Source organism: Halorhabdus rudnickae (assembly GCF_900880625.1).
In the GTDB taxonomy this organism is placed as follows: Archaea; Halobacteriota; Halobacteria; order Halobacteriales; family Haloarculaceae; genus Halorhabdus; species Halorhabdus rudnickae.
This window is the reverse complement of sequence record NZ_CAAHFB010000005.1, coordinates 204,018-221,215: the sequence shown is the minus strand read 5'-3', so window position 1 is coordinate 221,215 and position 17,198 is coordinate 204,018. Positions and strand designations below refer to the sequence as shown.

General features: G+C 57.1%; 22 protein-coding genes. 4 read left to right on the top strand and 18 right to left on the bottom strand.

Going from position 1 to position 17,198, the window contains the following annotated elements; translation table 11 throughout:
• Window positions 1-182 precede the first annotated feature (182 nt).
• Window positions 183-1,436: a tyrosine-type recombinase/integrase gene (locus tag BN2694_RS14500; RefSeq protein ID WP_135666853.1), complete on the bottom strand. Its 1,254-nt coding sequence runs from the start codon at window positions 1,434-1,436 to the stop codon at window positions 183-185.
• Window positions 1,437-1,811: 375 nt separating this feature from the next.
• Between BN2694_RS14500 and BN2694_RS14495 the strand changes: the two genes are divergently transcribed.
• From BN2694_RS14495 to BN2694_RS14485, 3 genes are read left to right on the top strand one after another with little or no spacing between them, the layout of a single operon-like run.
• The gene (locus BN2694_RS14495) at window positions 1,812-2,294 is read left to right on the top strand and encodes a hypothetical protein (protein ID WP_135666851.1); all 483 of its coding nucleotides are present in this window, start codon (window positions 1,812-1,814) and stop codon (window positions 2,292-2,294) included.
• The gene (locus tag BN2694_RS14490) at window positions 2,291-2,731 is read left to right on the top strand and encodes a hypothetical protein (protein WP_135666849.1); all 441 of its coding nucleotides are present in this window, start codon (window positions 2,291-2,293) and stop codon (window positions 2,729-2,731) included. The genes BN2694_RS14495 and BN2694_RS14490 overlap by 4 nt, the downstream gene beginning before the upstream one ends.
• Window positions 2,732-2,765: 34 nt before the next feature.
• Window positions 2,766-3,251, top strand: a complete 486-nt coding sequence (locus BN2694_RS14485) for a hypothetical protein (RefSeq protein ID WP_135666847.1) — start codon at window positions 2,766-2,768, stop codon at window positions 3,249-3,251.
• A 5-nt stretch (window positions 3,252-3,256) separates the two neighbouring features.
• On the opposite strand, the gene BN2694_RS14480 is transcribed toward BN2694_RS14485, so the two are convergent.
• From BN2694_RS14480 to BN2694_RS14415, 14 genes are all read right to left on the bottom strand, one after another.
• Complete coding sequence (locus BN2694_RS14480; RefSeq protein WP_135666845.1) at window positions 3,257-5,626, bottom strand: ATP-dependent DNA helicase; 2,370 nt, start codon at window positions 5,624-5,626, stop codon at window positions 3,257-3,259.
• Window positions 5,623-6,012 (bottom strand): hypothetical protein, encoded by a 390-nt coding sequence (locus tag BN2694_RS14475; protein ID WP_135666843.1) that lies wholly within the window; start codon window positions 6,010-6,012, stop codon window positions 5,623-5,625. The genes BN2694_RS14480 and BN2694_RS14475 overlap by 4 nt, the downstream gene beginning before the upstream one ends.
• Before the next feature lie 115 nt (window positions 6,013-6,127).
• Window positions 6,128-6,499: a hypothetical protein gene (locus BN2694_RS14470; protein ID WP_135666841.1), complete on the bottom strand. Its 372-nt coding sequence runs from the start codon at window positions 6,497-6,499 to the stop codon at window positions 6,128-6,130.
• On the bottom strand, window positions 6,496-6,924 hold the full coding sequence (locus BN2694_RS14465; RefSeq protein ID WP_135666839.1) for a hypothetical protein: 429 nt from the start codon (window positions 6,922-6,924) through the stop codon (window positions 6,496-6,498). The genes BN2694_RS14470 and BN2694_RS14465 overlap by 4 nt, the downstream gene beginning before the upstream one ends.
• 140 nt (window positions 6,925-7,064) lie before the next feature.
• A complete protein-coding gene (locus BN2694_RS14460) occupies window positions 7,065-7,379 on the bottom strand; it encodes a hypothetical protein (RefSeq protein WP_135666837.1) in 315 nt (104 codons plus the stop codon).
• Entirely contained in the window at window positions 7,376-7,675 is a 300-nt protein-coding gene (locus BN2694_RS14455; protein WP_135666835.1) for a hypothetical protein, read from the bottom strand. Before BN2694_RS14455 ends, BN2694_RS14460 begins: the two co-directional genes overlap by 4 nt.
• Window positions 7,676-7,712: 37 nt before the next feature.
• The gene (locus tag BN2694_RS14450; RefSeq protein WP_135666833.1) at window positions 7,713-8,042 is read right to left on the bottom strand and encodes a hypothetical protein; all 330 of its coding nucleotides are present in this window, start codon (window positions 8,040-8,042) and stop codon (window positions 7,713-7,715) included.
• 88 nt (window positions 8,043-8,130) lie between these two features.
• Entirely contained in the window at window positions 8,131-8,454 is a 324-nt protein-coding gene (locus tag BN2694_RS14445) for a hypothetical protein (RefSeq protein ID WP_135666831.1), read from the bottom strand.
• A 14-nt stretch (window positions 8,455-8,468) separates the two neighbouring features.
• Window positions 8,469-8,849, bottom strand: a complete 381-nt coding sequence (locus BN2694_RS14440; protein ID WP_135666829.1) for a hypothetical protein — start codon at window positions 8,847-8,849, stop codon at window positions 8,469-8,471.
• Between the two features lie 163 nt (window positions 8,850-9,012).
• Window positions 9,013-9,585, bottom strand: coding sequence for an RPA family protein (locus BN2694_RS14435; protein WP_135666827.1), 573 nt, complete (start codon window positions 9,583-9,585; stop codon window positions 9,013-9,015).
• Window positions 9,582-10,511 carry a replication factor A gene (locus BN2694_RS14430; RefSeq protein ID WP_135666825.1) on the bottom strand — a complete coding sequence of 310 codons (930 nt, stop codon included), beginning with the start codon at window positions 10,509-10,511 and terminating at the stop codon, window positions 9,582-9,584. Before BN2694_RS14430 ends, BN2694_RS14435 begins: the two co-directional genes overlap by 4 nt.
• Window positions 10,512-10,631: 120 nt before the next feature.
• The gene (locus tag BN2694_RS14425) at window positions 10,632-10,928 is read right to left on the bottom strand and encodes a hypothetical protein (RefSeq protein ID WP_135666823.1); all 297 of its coding nucleotides are present in this window, start codon (window positions 10,926-10,928) and stop codon (window positions 10,632-10,634) included.
• Window positions 10,929-11,027: 99 nt separating this feature from the next.
• A complete protein-coding gene (locus tag BN2694_RS14420) occupies window positions 11,028-12,368 on the bottom strand; it encodes an HD domain-containing protein (protein WP_135666821.1) in 1,341 nt (446 codons plus the stop codon).
• A gap of 120 nt (window positions 12,369-12,488) precedes the next feature.
• Window positions 12,489-12,677 carry a hypothetical protein gene (locus BN2694_RS14415; RefSeq protein ID WP_135666819.1) on the bottom strand — a complete coding sequence of 63 codons (189 nt, stop codon included), beginning with the start codon at window positions 12,675-12,677 and terminating at the stop codon, window positions 12,489-12,491.
• Window positions 12,678-12,989: 312 nt separating this feature from the next.
• On the opposite strand from BN2694_RS14415, the gene BN2694_RS14410 reads away from it, so the two are divergent.
• Window positions 12,990-13,490: a hypothetical protein gene (locus tag BN2694_RS14410; protein ID WP_135666817.1), complete on the top strand. Its 501-nt coding sequence runs from the start codon at window positions 12,990-12,992 to the stop codon at window positions 13,488-13,490.
• A gap of 159 nt (window positions 13,491-13,649) precedes the next feature.
• Here the strand turns inward: BN2694_RS14410 and BN2694_RS14405 are convergent, their stop codons facing one another.
• From BN2694_RS14405 to BN2694_RS14395, 3 genes are all read right to left on the bottom strand, one after another.
• The gene (locus tag BN2694_RS14405; RefSeq protein ID WP_135666815.1) at window positions 13,650-14,258 is read right to left on the bottom strand and encodes a hypothetical protein; all 609 of its coding nucleotides are present in this window, start codon (window positions 14,256-14,258) and stop codon (window positions 13,650-13,652) included.
• Between the two features lie 102 nt (window positions 14,259-14,360).
• The gene (locus BN2694_RS14400; protein WP_167880052.1) at window positions 14,361-14,822 is read right to left on the bottom strand and encodes a hypothetical protein; all 462 of its coding nucleotides are present in this window, start codon (window positions 14,820-14,822) and stop codon (window positions 14,361-14,363) included.
• 761 nt (window positions 14,823-15,583) lie between these two features.
• Window positions 15,584-16,963: a Cdc6/Cdc18 family protein gene (locus BN2694_RS14395; RefSeq protein ID WP_135666811.1), complete on the bottom strand. Its 1,380-nt coding sequence runs from the start codon at window positions 16,961-16,963 to the stop codon at window positions 15,584-15,586.
• Window positions 16,964-17,198: the final 235 nt, after the last annotated feature.

Sequence of the window (17,198 nt, the reverse complement as noted above, 5' to 3'; positions counted from 1 at the left end):
TTCTCGAGAGATGCGATTGCTGAGTCAACGCCCCCTCTGAATGGTCTTCTTAAGAGTAGCATACTCCACGAGATAAATGTCCCAGCGGACGAGCGGACTGGTCCGCTTCTGGCACCTCCGGAACCACCACGACCGATCTTACCCACGCATACAACGTACGAGCGCCGGGTGCAACCCGAATGTCAACTGTCGCTCAGCGCTTCACGGAATCGTTCGGCGTCTTCGAGGAGATCGGGTCGGTTCTCGAAGACCGTCATCGCCTCCTGGGCCTTCTCAATGTCGTCGAGGAGTTCGGGATCCTCCTTGATGAGGGTCAGAATGGAGTCCCGGAGGTCCTGCTCTTCGGCCTTGATCTCCTCGACGGCGTCGTGAGAGGTCGCCTGGCCGCACCAGACACAGAAGTCCTTCTCGCGGGGCGTCTCCTTCCCGCAGCGCGGACAGTCCATCGGCGCGATGGGGTCGGGTTCGTCGTCCTCGTCGATCTCGGCGCCGTGGATCTTGGCGAGTTCGCGGTCGGCGTCCTCGCCGAAGACGCTGACGTAGCGGGCCGCCACGTCGCTGCCGCGGACCCACCCGTGGTGATCCTCGATGTGGGCCTGGTTCATGCCCTGCGAGGCGAGATAACTCGCGGAACTCTTCCGGAAGTTGGTGAACGTGACGGGCTTGTTCACGCCCGCGTCCTCGGCAGCGCCCTCGAGGATCTTCGTGAACATCCGGTAGGAGAACTCCTCGGCACGGTTCAGCTTGCACCACAGCGGCGCGTTCGGATCGTCCCGCGCGGGATGATCGGCGAGCCACCGCTGGAGGTACGGAACGGACGGGATCAGCGTGACCGTCCGCTGGCCGGTCTTGCCCTGAAACGTAAGCTGATAGCCGTGGCGGTGGTCGGCGACGTCGCCGATGGTGAGACTCCGAATCTCGCCGCTACGCGCGCCGGAGTCCCACGCGACGGCGATCAATGCGGCGTCGCGGCTGTGATTGGTCGCCTCGATCATCGGGAGGACGTCTTCCTCCCAGTGGAGCATGTCGCCGGGGTTCGGTGCGGGATCGTAGTTGTTGGAAGTCCCGGACGGCACCCACTCGATGCTCTCGGGCGGTTCGTCGCCGTTCTCGTCGGTCGTTCGCCGTCCGAAGACGCTGAGTGCGACACGGTAGTCCCGGTTCGTCTCCTCGTTGTCGTAGGTCCGGTTGATCCAGCGAACGAGTTCCTCGGTCGCTTCGCGGTCGTCCAGCGCGTCGGCCACCCCGCCGACGTGTTCGGCCATCCGCGTGCAGTGACGGAGGAGCTTGAGGTGCCGGTGGTCGCTGTACTCGGTCTGGAGCAAGAAGAGCTGGTCACTGAAATCGAGCAGTGCCGCCCTGTCGTCCTCGCTGATCTCTTCGGAATCCTGGATACGCTCCCGGAGCGTGTCGATCTGATCGCCCGGATCGGTCATACCAGTACATGGTGCTTCCACCCCTTTGAATTACGGCATGTGAACTACCAGTTCAAATCCGGCTGAAGACTTCGTTCCCGAGGGGACTATTCTGTATCACTACCGGATCTCCGGTGAGCTCGAAGCCAAGATCCACTTAGACGAATTTGACGAGAAAGATGTCGAAACTTGGGAACGCTTCATTGAGAGTGAAAGATGTTGGAAATACCAGCCTCAAACCCTCACCGACATTCTGAGAAACGCCGATATTCATAAATTGGTGGTTCGGTGACAATCTTAGATATTCATGAAGAGGGCCCTGATTGGATCGGTTCGAACGTCTTCCGAAGTTCGAATCTTCGGCAGGGTCGTGGTGGGGGAACCCGCCCTGATAGCATGACGACACCCCGAGAAATCGCCGCAGACATTCGTGAGTACCTCCGCTCCAATTCAGCCGTCTGTGCCGAAGGGGCGGCTCATGGGTGGCGGTGGCTACGATTCTGCGCCGGCGAATGGCGTGCGGTGCGTTACTGTTCAGGCGACGAGCGCCGATCTAGTTACGTGGAGGGAAGGGTTTTCGATGATGACGAAGCGCTGGATTGGATCGAATCACACCCAGCCACTCTTCGGCCAACAGCAGAAGCCTACCGGTGGGACCCAGCCGAGCAAACAGTGTGGGAAGACGCTTGCGAGCAAGACGTCTTCTCCGATTTCGATCGTTGCTTCTGGTGTGGTGGGAGCGATCGGGATCACGACCTCCAGGAGTACCAAACGGTCGAAGACGGTGTCTGTTCACTCTGTGATGAGTGCCACACGGCCTGGGCCGACGCCGGAGAGATCGTCTCAACCGCCGGAAAAGGGAGGGGAGCCAAAGCATGATCACGCCAGACAACCTCAAAGATCAGATTGACCAAACACGACTCAAGTACACTCCAAGAAGTCATGGGGCCTCCGTCCAGGGGGGACCCTTCGTCTGTTACTTCGGGGAAACTGTCGATCCGGGGGTGTTCTTGGACCAGATAACAGAAGTCGGAGAGCCTTGGCACTTCTTCGGGGCCACCTCGAAGATCCACAATGGGTACTGGACCTGCAAAGGAAATCTGTTACACGTCGAAAACGGGGAGCAAGTGTGGTCGTCAGAGGTGACTCTCGAGGTGAGCGACGAGTGGGTCCGCATCTACGTTTTCGAAGAGTCTTCAGCAGCTAGAGTCGCCGAGTTTGTTCAAGAATTGGACGATAGATATGGGGTGAGAGTAGAGTTCTCAGACCCGCGAAAGCCGCCCAAAAACCCGGTGAGTACCAATAATGGCCATTGAAGGCTCTTCCAATGAGGAACAGCCATCGTCAGAAATGGACGCCCTTGACTACCTTTCCGAGCTCGAAGAAGTGGCTGCGCGTGTCCGGGCTGGGGATGTCGATGACCTTGACGATGCAGTGAAAGAGTCGTATGACTCGTTCCATGCGTTTTTGAACGAGATCGTCCGGTCTCACTGTGGGCCTGACGATATTGACAGAGGTCGAACCGTCCTAGTGAGTTACGGAGAAAAGCAGGGGAGCGAAGTGGTCAAGGATCCACGTCCGATCGAAGACTTCCAGTTCACGATCGGGGACCAGTTCGAGCATGATCACGGCGACGAGGACGACGAAGACGAGCCGACCACTTGGTCTATCGTCAGCGTGGCATGGGAGTATACGCAGACCTGGCCGGTCAAAGGTGACTGCGACCCGACGTACCCCGGACACAAACAGTACAGACTGGTTTCCGACGAGATGGATCTCCAGTGGGTTAGCGAGCGGGATCTGATTCTAGGGGCCTGGGAGCACGTCGACGAGTAAGCCGATCACACCTCATGGCGTTCCCAGAATCGTTCCAGCCCGTCCTCGAGTAGATCGATCCCAGCCGTCTGGAAGTCCTCGAGGGCGTACTGCGGGAGGTACTCGCGAACGCTGTTCCACCGCCATTCTTCGGCGTAGCGTCCGTCAGCCATCACGCGAACCCCAACCTCTTCGTCGCCCCGGATCACGCGACCGATCGCCTGCCGGGCCTTTCGGACGGCGGGGACGGTGAATGCATACTCGAAGCCATTGTTCTCACCGAAGCGGCTCTCGTAGGCCGCCTGGATTGCGTCGGGGTAGTCACCGCCGAGGCCTCGGATCGGGACGCCACAGACGACGACTGCGGACAGCCGATCGCCGTCGTAGTCGACCCCTTCAGTCAGCGTCCCTCGAAGGCCGGTACACAGCACCTTGCCGTCGCCAGCGAAGAACCGCTCTTTCAGCTGCTCGGTCTCGTCCTCGCTGCTACTCTCGTCGATGTGGATCTCTTTCGAGACGTCGGTGTTCCGCTTGAGGAACTTGCCGGCCCACTCGGCCTCTCGGTAGGAAGGCATACAGACGAGCACGTTGCCCGGCGTGGTCCGAACCACGTCCTCGATGACGTCACGATACTCTTCGCGAACGCTCTCTTCCTCGTCGTCCCAAAACTGTTCGTAGTCAGGATTCCCCCGATTGTTGCCGGTGAACGGCGTGGTTTTCACTGCCAGCGACCGGCGATTCTTCTCGGGGAAGTCCAGCCCGTAGACCATCTCTTCGACCGGGCGGGGATCGCGGTTTTCGTCTCCTTCCGCGAGTTGATCGATCCCGACGACCTCGCGGTAAACGTCGATCGGGGCCAGCGTGGCCGACATAAGCACCGCCGAACCGAACTGATCCAGCCGCTTTGCGATCGGGTCCGACGGGATACAGTTGTGCATCTTGAGCCGGGCGCGGTAGGCACGCTTCCAGCCGTCTTCCTGGTCGTACATCCGATCCCGCTTTTCGAGGATGAACTGCCGGAAGTACTGCTCGTGGCCGCAGGTACGCCAGCGATTGAGGATGCGCCCCACCGAGTCCGAATACGTCTGATCTCGAGAACCGCCGACCTCCGAGGCCGCCTCCTGGAGGGAGTCAGCCACGGCTGTCCCGACTCTCTCGACCCGCTCCCACTCATGTTCGAAGCCCTCTTCGACGACCCACTCGGAGAAATCGTCCTCATCCGGTTCGTCCGGCTCCCGAAGGTTGTCCTCGATCTCGCCCGGGAGTTCGTCGAGGTTATCCAGCCACCCCGAATCTTCCGACTCAAGGTTGTCGATCGCTCGGTTATCGATCCAGCGCTGCACGGCTTCGAGAAAACGCCGGAAATCCCGGACTTTCGCTGGGTTCACGCCCTCGTTCGATAGGTGCTGCCGGGCACGTTCGGCGAGCGTCCCCTCGCCCTCGAGGAGACCTTCCACCTCCCCGATCGCTCGATCGAGCGAGTAGCGGGAGACGTCGTCGGAAAGCAGCTGGCGGACGGACTCTTCCAGGCCGTGTGCCTCGTCGACGACCAGGATCGTCTCCGGCCCGATCACATCGGCCGTGAGGCGTTCGACCGTGACCGGATCGAATACGTGGTAGTAGTTGCCGATCAGCAACTCGGATTCTTCCAGGCCGGTTCGCATCAGCGCGTGGGGACACTGCCCCTCACTCGCGCCGTGGGCCAGCATTTCAGGCGGCGTCATCACCCCATGCGGGTGATAACCGCCTCGCTCTTCTTTCTGCATCTCAGCACGGAACGCGGCGTAGAACGGGCAGTACTGCTCCCCTTCATCGTCCGTGGGGGGTGAAGTACCGAACGGGGCCACCCAGTCCTCGCCCGAGAGAGGGCGATCAGCGTCCCGAGCTCGCCCCGCCATCTGCTCCCAGTTGCCGATTTTCTCGCGCGGCCCGGATGCCGCCGCGCCGGCCTGCCGCACCGAGTCGCAGAGGTCCTCACACGACGTATAGAACTCGTCCGACGAGATGACGCCTTCACTCGCGTAGGGGCACAGGTCCTCTTTGCCGACGAGCGAAAGGCCGCTCACTGGCGGGACGCCGTCAGGAAGATTCTCGTTGATCGTCTGCCCGTCCTGCTCGAACGCTCGAAGTTGCTGCTTGACGCTAGTGATCACCAGGACGCGCTCGTACTGTGTGCGTGGGTCGCGGACAGCCTGGATCGCCGGCGTGAGCGCTCCGAGGGTCTTCCCCGTACCACAGGCACCTTCGAACGCCGCAATCCCCTGCTTGCGGAATAGATCGGCGAGGCGAGTGATCGCTTCCTGCTGGGCCTCATAAGGCTCGTCGAACGGGAAAACGTCACCGAGCGATAGCGGGTCATCGCCCTGGCCGCTAGACGATCGCTTGGCTGCCGTCATGCGTCCGAACCCCCGACCGGCGTCAGCCGTGAGACGGGCATGGTGTACGACTTGACCCCGTAGCCACCATTGCCCTGGCTCTCGGTGAGCTCACCGGACTCGAAAGCCGCCATCACGTCAGAAACCGTCCATTCGCCGTCGAACTTGTAGTCGACGCTGTCGCGATACACGACTTTGATCCCCTCAGCATCCGGGTCGTGATCCGGGTTCCATTCGTCGACAGTCTTCTCATCCCCGTTCGGCTCTTCGTAGACGACGATCTCACTAACCGGCGTCCCCATCCGCTCAAGCACGATCACCAAGTCGTCACTGTCCTCGTCCTGATCGGCGTCGCGAGCGAACACGCCCTCCCCGATTTCTTCTCCCGTCGTAGTTGAAGTGGCCATCTTGCGACCTCCGTGTACTACTACGTTGGTTCGGATTTAACTTAATACTTACGGGTTAGAATAGAATATGCTGATACACCAACCCGGGGTGCTACGAACTGAACCGAAACGGGATTCAGGCAGGGTTGGCCGTCGCGATCGGTTCGAAATGGCGAGACTCTTCCGTAGCCCACCGGGTCACGAGCCGCTCGTGAAGCACGATATTCTCGTCCCGGTCGTCGGCTTCGAGCTCGAGATGTCGTCCTTCCACGTCTGAAATGTGGTCGCCGGCGTCGACGACTGGATGCACCCGGTCGAGCCACCGAACGGCCTCTGCCTCAGCGAAGTCCTCGAAAACGTCGTCTTGCCCCGTCTCAGCCGCTTCCCCATTCCACAGGTAGAGACACTCGTCGCACCCGAAATCGGGATTCGCGCCAGGTACATCGGTGTCCGGGTTGCACACGGTGTCATCGCTTCCACACCGGGGGCAAGTGGGCGCGTCGCTCATGCTCGACCCCCCGGTTCCTCGCCTTCCTCGTAGCCGAACACGTGCTTGTCGAGAAATTCGTTCGCCTCGTCGATGTCCGTCTCGTCAGCTTCCAGGTAGTCCTCCCGGAAGTCAGCCCACCGCTCAGCGTCCACCGTGCCGACACAGTGGTTGCCGTGGACTTTCTGCATCTGGCGTTCGACGAACGACGTCGAATAGGTGAAAATGTCCCCCGATCGGGGATCTTTGAGAGTCCGACTTGCATCCGGGTCGATGTCCTCATGACCCTCGGGAAGCATTTCATAGAACTTCTTGGTCGACGGGATGAACAGCACGAGCGTCTTGAGCTCGCCATCGACTACTTCCGTATAAAACGGAAACCCCGAGGATCCTCGCTCGCCCTTTGTCGGTTCGGCCTCGCCAGCGGTTGTAGCGGTTTTCGTCATGGTGTGACCTCCTACGCATCTAGTCCATAGAGCGGTTTAATAATAAATGTTTCGGTAGCTATTGGGTTTATACCGTTACTCTCTTGAGGCCGGGACAGTCCAGACAGAGAAATCCCAGGAGGTCCTCGCCAGAATGACCACTATTCGCTACCGACGAAATCCGTCAGCGTTCGACCTGAGTCTCCGTTATTTTCGTCCTCGTCGCTAGAATCGCTTTCATCGTTACTGGGAGTGCTTTCGTCGCTAGCGGTGGCGCTCTCGTTTTCGCTGCGATTGGTTGTACTCTCGTCCCGGCCGTTCCGCTGTTCTGCATCCATCCCGCCGCGTTCCTGGTTAGATCTCACGAAGGGGCCGGCCACGTAGCCACAGTCCCCGCACTCTTTTCGGAAGTGGCCGTCCTCTCCCCGCCAGAGTTCCGTATTCTGCGACCCACAGTTGATACACTCCCCCGTCATGGCTGTGGGTTCTCCCCCCGGGCTATCGCAGAGAGGACGTCCCCGACACGTCCGAAGTCGACCTTTTCAATCTGACCGGTTTGTACGCGGTGCCCTCGCTTCCCTGCCTGGGGCCGGATTCGTCTGTAAAAATCGGTCGTGTTCCGTGTTTGGTCGACCTCGTCGAACCGGATGCACGTTTCGTAGTGATCCGGACCAGATACGACCAAGACATACTCGGCGCCGTCTTCGTCGTCTGTGCCGACACTGATATCGTCCCCCCCCATGTATCCGCCGGCGATCTCGTTGAATGCCATAAGTATCACTCGAATTTGGTAGCTGAAGCTGGTTTCTTTACAAGTCGAGCTCGTCACCGGCGTACTCCTCGAATTCGTCCATGACCAGCTGATACACCTGATCTTTGGCCATCTCGACCTCTTCTTCCACGAAATGCACGGCGTCGTGAGGGACTTCTATGCGGGCCTCTCGGATCACCTCGATCGTGCGTTCTTCGACCTTCTCAGCGACATCGTGCTTGTCTTCGAACCCGTGGGCTTCGAACTCCTCGGGGATAGAATAGTCTTCCATCAGGGCGCGGGCACGCGCTTCCCAGTCCGGGATCAGGTGTTCGACTTTTTGGCGGTGTTTTTCTTCGCGAGCTTCGGCGCGGGTCATTACAGTCATCGTAGTTACCTCCGGTGTATCTAAACAATAGAGTGTGATTATAATAAAGCTTTCGGTAGTAATTAAGTTTGTGTCGGTGACTAATCGCCTACTCGAGATCGGCGTCGGCTCCGACTGCGGCCTTAAACGCTATCGAATGAAGAGGATCGGGGGCCGGCGTTCCGACCGCATCGATCTCATAGTCAGCCAGTGCGTTCGCCAGCAAATCCCATCCTTCGGGCGCTAACTCGACGGCCGCGCCCGGGGCTTGGTCGAGAATTTGATCGCGAACGCTATCGAGATGTTCGCGGTCCACGTCGCGGCTCTTTCGCTCTGCCCACCGTAACCCCCGTTTGGCTTCCTCGAGTTCGTCCTCAGTGATCGGGTGAACGTGATCGGATTGCTGTTCCGTGTCGGTGGTGGCTTCAGACATGACAGACGCCCCCGTTAGAGATCCAGCGCTTCTTCGAGATCGTCCACGTCGTCGCCCGCTTCGACCACGTGAAGGCCCTCGATACCGTCCAGTTCGTCGTCCTGTAGCTTGTGGACCGCTTTCTCTACCCACGGGTACTGGTCGGTCAGCGCGACTACGACGACCCCGTCGCCGGCGACCGCTCGGTCGCCGATCGTTTCGTAAGCTCCCTGAGTGTTGTATACCGATTCACTCACGCTGGAGACGACCCGACCGGGGACGCATTGCCGGCCGTTGACTCCCGAATCACGGTGGAAATGGAGGTCCACCGCGTCTTTGTCACCTGCTAGTTCCCAGTCACTCACACCGAAGTAATCGATGGATTTGGCATCCGGTTCCTGGATTGTAACGTACATCGTGTGACCTCCTTCGCATCTAGTTCATTGAGTGTTTCTCTAATAAGTGTTTCGGTAGTAAATAGGTTTGCTTTCCGCTGCGATCACTGGCGGAGACGCTACGGCGAGGTCACTACCACTTACCCGCCCGGCTGAAAAAGTCGAAGCTAGCGTTGCCGATCGGTCACGACTCAAGCGACTGCATCGCACTGATGACTGTCTGCCGATACGTGTCGACGGATTCGTCGTACTGCTCTTTTGCCATGTTGACGTACTCGTCCGGGTCGTCGGCCCGGAAACGCTCGATCCGATCTAGCGTTCGCTGGGCCGTCTCCGTCATCCAGGCGTCCCGGGTTTCTTCGTCGACGATGGCCAGATTCTCCGGCCGAAGAGATACGTTGATATCTCCATCATCCGTCTCGTAGGTTCGGGGCTTGCCGACGACCGATAGATACGCCGGCGGCTCGATCTCCCGGAGTAACGCCGCAGCTTGCGGCTGGTACTGACCAGCGTACACGAACACCGTCTCGTCTGAGTCGGTGATTCGGCCCTGCCAGTACTCGCTGTCATCGTTGCCGACATCTTGCGTCTCGGTCAGCGTCCCGACGAAAAACACCCGGTTCGCGTAGTCGCCCGTCGGCAGCAGGGCGTACACGGGGGCGCGCTCTTCGTCACTCTCTTTGAACGTGTGCGTTGCGTCGTTGATCTCGGTGGCGAACATCCGCTTGGCAACCTCACGGGTTTGTGCTTGGCTCATGCGTCCATCGACCTCGCTTTGATGAGGATCTCCTCAGGATCGTCCATCTCGTTGGCCTCTTCCACCTCGTTGACCAGGAGATTGCGGCCCATAACAGGCCCTTTGACCCGGTAGTACCGGCCAAGAAGCTGATCACGGATCTCGTCGGTGACGACACTCTTGTCGAGTGCATCCATCGCCTTCTCTTCGGCCTCATCGAGCGAAATGCCGGTCACTTCCTCCGTCATCTCCTCGTCGAAAATCGCCTTCTGAACCGACTCCCCGTCGTCCAGGACTGCTTTGATCCGCAGGTCGAAGTCGCCGTCGACCTCACCATGCTCCGAACAGCGGCCGTTCTGGAGGACTCGCGTACACCCCTCTTGCGGACAGCGGTTGATCAGGCCACTTCCGTCTTGGATATCGACGAGCGCACCGACGATCTCGACGTCGTCATCTCCGACTTCGATCCCTTCGTCGACCTGCTCGACCGTGGTCCTCTCGTTGAGTTGGACCGAGTACCGACCCTCGTACTCGTTGGTGACGACATCCTCGAAGCGGTAGGCTTCTCCCTCCTCTAGCTTCGGAAGGTCAGACTTGGCCCATGCAGTGAACTTGATCCGGCCCGACTCGTCACCGAGGAGACCGACCTGCCCGATCGAATCGCTTCGAGGGTCCCAGAGGTCGATCACCTTTGCCGTCAGATTCACCCACTCACCTTCGGACGCTACCTCGGCGGCGTCCACCTCCTCGTTCTCGGACTCCATCTCCGTGTCCGACTCGTCGGTGTGGTTCGATACGACACTATGTCGAGCCTCTTCGAGCGGGACGTTGTAGTCCCCTACCAGCGTGGAAAGCTGGTCCTCGATCTCTTCGACCGATAGCCCCACGTCGTCGGGCAGATCGTCGTGAAGGTCTTGAGCTTCCTCGCTTATGTCGATCTCCGTCATACTATCACCTTCCACTAGAGTAATAGAGTGGGTGTATAATAAATCATTCGGTAGTAAGTGGGTTTAAAACTCCAGTGTGGCGGCGGGGACTCAACGACGGTGAAAATCAAAGCTGCTCGTTTAGACGTATTCGACCGTACCGCCAGAGACGACGAGCTCACCAGATGGATCATGGGTGAGGTAGATTTCGACGTAGAGTGACTTACGCTCAGTTTTTGAAGAGTTGATGTGCGGAACCTCCGCCATGACGGTCCCTACCGCCTGGGGTTCGCCGTCAAGCGAGTCACACGTCGTGACATCCTCGATCTCCAGGGTATCCCACTCGATCTCGGTAAGCGGAGGGACAGCCTTGTCGATCTTGCTCGGGTCGCAGCTTTTCGCGACAGCCTTCGCGTTCTCAGGTGCGGATTCTGGCATGTGTAGTGACCTCCTTGCGCATCTAGTCCATAGAGTAGATTCATATTAAAACTTTCGGTAGTATTTGGATTTCAGGGTGAGCTCCGACCGAAGTGCCGGCTACGAAGAAACAGTGGTGAGCGTGCCGGCCCGGTCGCGGAAGGTTTCGACCCGGTCCTGGCGAACGAGATTGCCGATCCGCTCCCCAGGTATCTCAGACCCCACATCCGTAGGGTCGATATCGCGCTCTTGCATGGCCTCAGCCCCACCGATCTCCTCGATCGTCTTGACGGCGAGGGTGAGGTGTTCGCGGACGATCCCATCCGGGAAGTCGTCGGCAGGATCCCGTCCCTTCGCGTCGGCCGTCCCGAGGTCGATCACTTGCTCGATCGAGAGCGGAGAGCCGTGGACCTCTTTGGCGAGGTCGATGATCGCCGGCGCCGTCATTTCCTCGATCCGGGGGAGTCTCATGTGAACGCTAGCAGCTGTATCCATCACCCCCCGGAGGTCACGATCGAGGCCGAGACGGGACCGCACCGACCGAGCAATGGGGACACCTTGCTTTCCGTGACCGTGGTGGGCGGGAAGTTCGTCTGCCGGCGTCTCTCCCTTCCCTAAGTCGTGGGCGAGGGCGGCAAGGAGAGCCGGCACATCGTTCCCACGTCGCTCATGCATCTGTTCGAGGACCTGAAGCGTATGCTCCAAGCTATCGCCCTCTTCGTGGGTCCCCTCCGGACCAGCGGGAACGTTCGCGAGCGCCGCGAGTTCCGGAAATGCAATTTCGAGCGCATTGACATCGTCCAGTACATCGACGAACGCCCGGGGCTGAACCGCCTGCTTGAGCGCCTTTACGAGCTCAGCACCGATCCGGTCGTCCGGGATCGTCGCTAGGTCGGGGGCTATCTCTGCCATGAGCCGGCGGGTCTCGTCAGCGATCTCGAAACCCGTCCGGGCCCGGAAGCGCGCCACACGAACCACACGTAGCGGATCCTCAGCGAACGCTTCCGAGACGTGGCGGAGAGTCCCAGTCTCGAGGTCCTGCATCCCGCCGTGAGGATCGAAGACCCCACCTGTCCGAGCGTCGACGGCCAGCGCGTTGATCGTCAAGTCACGCCGCTCGAGGTCGCGCCTGACGGCTTCCTCATGAGGGACGTCGGCCGGGATCGCATGTGCCTCGAAACCGGTGTGTCCCTCGCCCGTAGACTCTTCTGTCCGGGCAAGGGCCACCTCCCGGCCTAGCGTATCCTGGAAGACCGGGAAAGACGCGCCTTCGATCGGCCGAAACCGTCGATCCCGCATCTCGCCCGGAGTCACGCCCGTCACCATCAAGTCGACATCGTTCGTTTCGACCCCGCGGAGTCGGTCGCGAACGAACCCACCGACGATGGCGACGTCGATTCCGTCAAACTCCGGGGGGAGCTTGACGGCGTCTGCTATGCCGATTGCCTTCGTCTGCTCCATTGTGAATCACTCCTATCTAATCCGTGGAGTGGTATCATAATAAATATTTCGGTAGTAATTGAGTTTATAATTGAAGGCCGGTCGATCGTCGACACGTGCGAAACTCGACGGGAAAAGGGTTTACTCGTCTTTCTCGACCGCAATTTCGTCGATCCGCAACTGCATCGTCATATCGCCGATTTCGACATCGAGATAGTCTTCCGACGCTGCGTCACGAAACTGTTCTATAGCGTCTTCCCCATCATGCGCTTTAAGAACAGCGCTCAAGACGCAATCCGCTTTGACCACGTGGGGTTCAAATTCGCTCATACCTGATCACCTCTCGTTTATCCGTAGCGTGTTCATGTCTGTGTGACCTCCTACGCATCTAATCCATAGAGCGATATTATAATAAGTGTTTCGGCATCTATTGGGTTTGAAATTGAGTCGGTAGTAGGCCCCCAGTAGACCCACAGATATTATCTATAACACTTCTATCCAGATATTTGGCTTTAGAGCCCGTAAGTATCGGGTCTAATGAGTTTTGATGGGGAGATTTAAATGCCATTTAAGTGGTGGAATATAGAATTTACACGCTACCAGAAGGTAGTTTTGTAAGAGTACGGTTCTGAGCCGTACTTGATGGCTGAGTACGTGTTGCGCAAGATTAGCGAGTCGGGGCAGATACGTCTCCCCAAGTCGTTCGATATTGCGTCTGCATATTTTGTCTTAGAGCCCGGAGAATACACTCCTCCGGGGATGATTAAACTGTACCCCGTCGACCAACCACCAGTCCATAATGGTCCGATGACAGGGGAGCAAATTCGGGCCCCAGTCACCGCACAAAATCACCTGACTATTCCTGCACAGTTCCGGAAACCGGGGTTCTCCGAGAATGATACTATCTATGTTTTCAACGAGGGATCGACAATAGTGCTCACACCGACCGAAGACGATCTAGAAGAGGAACCCGACGAAGAAGCCGTAAACGTAGACGAAAACAAGAGTAGCGAAGTCATCGAAGAAGAAAGCGGGGGGAGCGGAGACATCGAAGAAGATGACGAGGACGAAGAAGGCGAAGAAATCGACGAGGACCTCCTAGACCAAATGGTTCGAGACGGTGAAAGCGATAACAGCGATTGAATCAGCTGGACCTCGTCGCAACCGAGATCGCGTGTTTACTCGTCCTCGTCGACGGTAAACCAAATCACACCATTCCCACACCGGCCTGAAACCATTGCTAGCGGCTTCTCGTCACAAGGGATACTATCGCTCGAACAACGCAACAGCAAGGAAAGCTGTTTACCCCTCGATTTTCTCCGGTGGGAATTCCGTTGGTCCACTGTCGCCATCGAACAGTAAGGAGTAGGCAGGATGTTCGTAGACAATACCACCACATTTGACACACTCAGCCCGGAGAATTGCCCGTTCAGCCCCGGCATCCGTCCGTTCGATCGGGGCATTTCGTAGCTCTGGACTTCCACCCCACAGACCACTCGTGACGTAGTGACAGCGGAAGTTCTGACTCGAGAAACGGTCTAAATGACCACAGAACGGGCAGTCGTCAAGGGGGCCGTCCCATGCTGTCGTCACTGGATCGGTCTTGCCGGCGGCAACTGGCTCTCGATCGCCCTCCTCAACGATCACAACGCTGTCGACGGCCCCATCTGAGTCCGTCTTCCAAGACCGGGACGTCACCTCTCGAGAAAGAGTGGTGACTCCACCTCGAGGTCCTTCCGCGGCGACATCGCGAACATCCGAGTGCTTGCCGTCTTCGTGAGCTTCTTCGATCACTGTGAGGGGTTCAGAGCGTCCCTCCCAGAGAATTCGATCGCCGTCAGCCAGCGCCGGCGGCCCGCCGGCGATTGGGTACCGCTCCGTCAAGGGTTGTTCCGCTTCAGCTTGTGCCATCTTAGAGACCTCCTCAAGCATCTAGTTCATAGAGCGGATATATAATAAATATTTCGGTAGTAAATGGGTTTAGATTGTATGGAAAACAGAACAGCGCAGCGTTTAGGCGGGGAGAGGAGCCTCCGGCCAATTCCGTTCGATAACTCGAGCGAGAGTGTGTGGACAGACGATGTAGTACTTCTGAGCCGGGCACGTACAAACGCGGTAGCCACTCGGATGGGCGACGATCGGGTATAGCGACGACTCACGTTGACCGAACCCCGTCTTATTGACCGAACGGGCCACCTCTACTGTCTCCCCCGCGATCTCGTGCGGTTCGATCTCGCCATCGTGGTCCTCCAATATCGGCGGCATCTCCCTAATCTCAAGGTCGTAGCCCACATCCTCTCCAATCATCTCTTTGGCCTTGTCGAAACTCGTTCGAAACGCCTGCGCAGCTTTCTCAGCGTCACCTTCACCGAGCCGCTGGATGAGTCGGGCACCCTCATGCTTCGCTTGCGTGAGGCGATCTTCACGAGCGTACTCAGCTACAGCAGCGAGGACTCGCTTTCGTAGGTCGAACATCTCAAACTCGTAATCCTCTTCAGAGCACATCGTTCAGGTGACCTCCTACCACAACCATAGAGCGGGTTTATAATAAGTCCTTCGGTGGTATATGGGTTTAGAACACCCACCTTATGACAGAGTAAACGCGATAATAATGCGTTTAGACACAACACGCAATATAAGAGAGAATTGCCGGTATATCATTTTTAAGCGCTAGTAGTAAATCGCCATACGGAAGCGGTTTGACACCCCCCTTATGACAGAGTAAGGGCGGCCGTTTTGGCGGGTATATCAAAAATGAAATTGGGTTCCCACATGACTGAGTAAATTATATTTCATATACACACACTTAAAGAGTAAGTGGCTAACCACCAGGCGGGAGTCGTATTGCACCCCCCTTATGACAGAGTAAATGAGCACGTAGTGCGTTTAGACTCAACCCGCAAATAGGACAAAATTTCTTCACCACGAGTATATAAAGGCGAGTTGGTAAAGGGCAGACGGTAGGGGGTTCACACCCCCCTTATGACAGAGTAAATTACGGAATATGCCGTTTAGAACGAAAACGCTGAAGATGGCTTCAGCAATATGAGAGTGGTGGGTCCCCTCCGCATTTAAATCAAATACGTTATATTAAACTGAGTCACGATTAGATGCACTTAAAGACGAATCTGAAACCACCATACGCAAGTAGGTTCACACCCCCCATATGACAGAGTAAATCTGTCCGGATTCACGTTTTTAGTAAAAAGAATGACGCTCCTTCGATCGTCGACAGCCTACGATAGGAGCTTGTTGAACTCGGCTGTAGCTACCTGCTGGACAATATCCTCGTCGATAGCGTCGAACCTGTCGCTATTCGACTTGAGGGCCTGTTTGACTGTATCTGGATCCTTCGTGAGCTTGAAATGTTGATGCTGGCCCTTTCCTTGACCATAGCCCTTCTTTTGTGATTCAAACAGGGAATTGGTCTCAAACCCACGTAGCCATCGTAGCGTAGTCTGGCGCTCGTTCGTTGACATATCGAGTTTATCCGCCATTTTCTCGTACACTCGATGGATGACGACAGCTGGGACCCCACTTGCTTCTAGCTCGGCGTGACTCATTCCCTGGCAAATAGTAGCAGCATATGCCACCAGCTTCTTCTGCGAGCTCGAGTTCCGAACGATATCCAAGACGTACTCTTTCTCGATCCGTTCCATTGCCTCATTTACATGCCCATCGTGGACGGTAGACTCTCCTCTTTCGTCACATACCTCCCCAGAGGCGCGAAGGAGATCGATCGCCATTCGGGCATCGCCTTCACCGGACGCCGCATGGGCAGCTGCGAGTCTGAGGGCACCATCCTCTAGTGCACCTTCTTTAAAGGCGTCTTCCCGGCGTCTGAGGATCTGCCGAAGCTGCTGAGCGTTGTAATCCGGGAACAGGATCTTTCGGGGCTTGAAGGAACTCTCCACTCTCGACCCAAGATTAGATATGAGCGACTCCGGATCATTCGTGAGGACTGCGACAGCGATCTGATTATCCAGATTGCCAATATCCGACGCTCGAGTGAGGTTGTAAAGAAGATTCGAAAACGCTGGTTGAGAGCTCTTCCCACCAGGACTACCGATCAGTCGGTCCAATTCATCTAGGATCAAAATCGCGAGATCCAGGTTATCACGGATAAGGTCAAAAAGACGATCGTACTTCTCTGACGTAGATATGCCATGTCTCGGGATATCGTGGTCCACACCCACCTCCTCCGAAACCTGGTCCAAAATAGCGTATACAGCTTTGTCCTCTGTCTTAAAATTCCGACAGTTGATGTTGATGTATGCAAACTGCCGATCTTTGCGTTCAGCTACTCGGACAAGCTTCTTTGATACCATATTCGCGATAAGAGACTTCCCGGTTCCCGATGGACCATGTAGAAGCATATCCTTGGGAGGGACGTCGTCCAAGGCTCTTTTGAACAGATTGATGACCTGCGACAGTTGCTCATCGCGACCAAAGATACGATCTTCACTCACAACCTTCGAGGGCTGGAGAAGAGACTCGTTCTGGAAGACGGTGGTCCGCTGAGACAGCAGTTCGTCCTCAATATTGATCCCGTTTTGGTCGGGATCATCTTCTGTGACCTCCCCACCAGGATGATTGCCCCTCTCTGACGACGGCATGGCTTACCACAACTATCCCTCCCCCCGATAAATAAATCTACTGGACCCTTCTGACAGAGTAAAACCGGGGATAGAGAGGTTCTATGTCGTGTAATTAGCAAGTATGGAAATATTGAGGTGTTGCCCTGAAATTCTACAAGATCATTGTGTTTTCTGAAAAGGTAGGAACTGCCTACAGACACCTTCATCTAAGATTCCCTCACCACACACCCTCCCCTCATGACAGAGTAAACTG

What these genes read in the sequence shown, in the direction of transcription:
- BN2694_RS14420 (WP_135666821.1), bottom strand. Translation starts at nt 12,368, where the DNA reads ATGGAGCAGACGAAGGCAATCGGCATAGCAGACGCCGTCAAGCTCCCC.
- BN2694_RS14500 (WP_135666853.1), bottom strand. Translation starts at nt 1,436, where the DNA reads ATGACCGATCCGGGCGATCAGATCGACACGCTCCGGGAGCGTATCCAG.
- BN2694_RS14455 (WP_135666835.1), bottom strand. Translation starts at nt 7,675, where the DNA reads ATGGCATTCAACGAGATCGCCGGCGGATACATGGGGGGGGACGATATC.
- BN2694_RS14445 (WP_135666831.1), bottom strand. Translation starts at nt 8,454, where the DNA reads ATGTCTGAAGCCACCACCGACACGGAACAGCAATCCGATCACGTTCAC.
- BN2694_RS14410 (WP_135666817.1), top strand. Translation starts at nt 12,990, where the DNA reads ATGGCTGAGTACGTGTTGCGCAAGATTAGCGAGTCGGGGCAGATACGT.
- BN2694_RS14475 (WP_135666843.1), bottom strand. Translation starts at nt 6,012, where the DNA reads ATGGCCACTTCAACTACGACGGGAGAAGAAATCGGGGAGGGCGTGTTC.
- BN2694_RS14460 (WP_135666837.1), bottom strand. Translation starts at nt 7,379, where the DNA reads ATGACGGGGGAGTGTATCAACTGTGGGTCGCAGAATACGGAACTCTGG.
- BN2694_RS14480 (WP_135666845.1), bottom strand. Translation starts at nt 5,626, where the DNA reads ATGACGGCAGCCAAGCGATCGTCTAGCGGCCAGGGCGATGACCCGCTA.
- BN2694_RS14450 (WP_135666833.1), bottom strand. Translation starts at nt 8,042, where the DNA reads ATGACTGTAATGACCCGCGCCGAAGCTCGCGAAGAAAAACACCGCCAA.
- BN2694_RS14425 (WP_135666823.1), bottom strand. Translation starts at nt 10,928, where the DNA reads ATGCCAGAATCCGCACCTGAGAACGCGAAGGCTGTCGCGAAAAGCTGC.
- BN2694_RS14400 (WP_167880052.1), bottom strand. Translation starts at nt 14,822, where the DNA reads ATGTTCGACCTACGAAAGCGAGTCCTCGCTGCTGTAGCTGAGTACGCT.
- BN2694_RS14435 (WP_135666827.1), bottom strand. Translation starts at nt 9,585, where the DNA reads ATGAGCCAAGCACAAACCCGTGAGGTTGCCAAGCGGATGTTCGCCACC.
- BN2694_RS14485 (WP_135666847.1), top strand. Translation starts at nt 2,766, where the DNA reads ATGGACGCCCTTGACTACCTTTCCGAGCTCGAAGAAGTGGCTGCGCGT.
- BN2694_RS14495 (WP_135666851.1), top strand. Translation starts at nt 1,812, where the DNA reads ATGACGACACCCCGAGAAATCGCCGCAGACATTCGTGAGTACCTCCGC.
- BN2694_RS14395 (WP_135666811.1), bottom strand. Translation starts at nt 16,963, where the DNA reads ATGCCGTCGTCAGAGAGGGGCAATCATCCTGGTGGGGAGGTCACAGAA.
- BN2694_RS14470 (WP_135666841.1), bottom strand. Translation starts at nt 6,499, where the DNA reads ATGAGCGACGCGCCCACTTGCCCCCGGTGTGGAAGCGATGACACCGTG.
- BN2694_RS14440 (WP_135666829.1), bottom strand. Translation starts at nt 8,849, where the DNA reads ATGTACGTTACAATCCAGGAACCGGATGCCAAATCCATCGATTACTTC.
- BN2694_RS14465 (WP_135666839.1), bottom strand. Translation starts at nt 6,924, where the DNA reads ATGACGAAAACCGCTACAACCGCTGGCGAGGCCGAACCGACAAAGGGC.
- BN2694_RS14415 (WP_135666819.1), bottom strand. Translation starts at nt 12,677, where the DNA reads ATGAGCGAATTTGAACCCCACGTGGTCAAAGCGGATTGCGTCTTGAGC.
- BN2694_RS14430 (WP_135666825.1), bottom strand. Translation starts at nt 10,511, where the DNA reads ATGACGGAGATCGACATAAGCGAGGAAGCTCAAGACCTTCACGACGAT.
- BN2694_RS14490 (WP_135666849.1), top strand. Translation starts at nt 2,291, where the DNA reads ATGATCACGCCAGACAACCTCAAAGATCAGATTGACCAAACACGACTC.
- BN2694_RS14405 (WP_135666815.1), bottom strand. Translation starts at nt 14,258, where the DNA reads ATGGCACAAGCTGAAGCGGAACAACCCTTGACGGAGCGGTACCCAATC.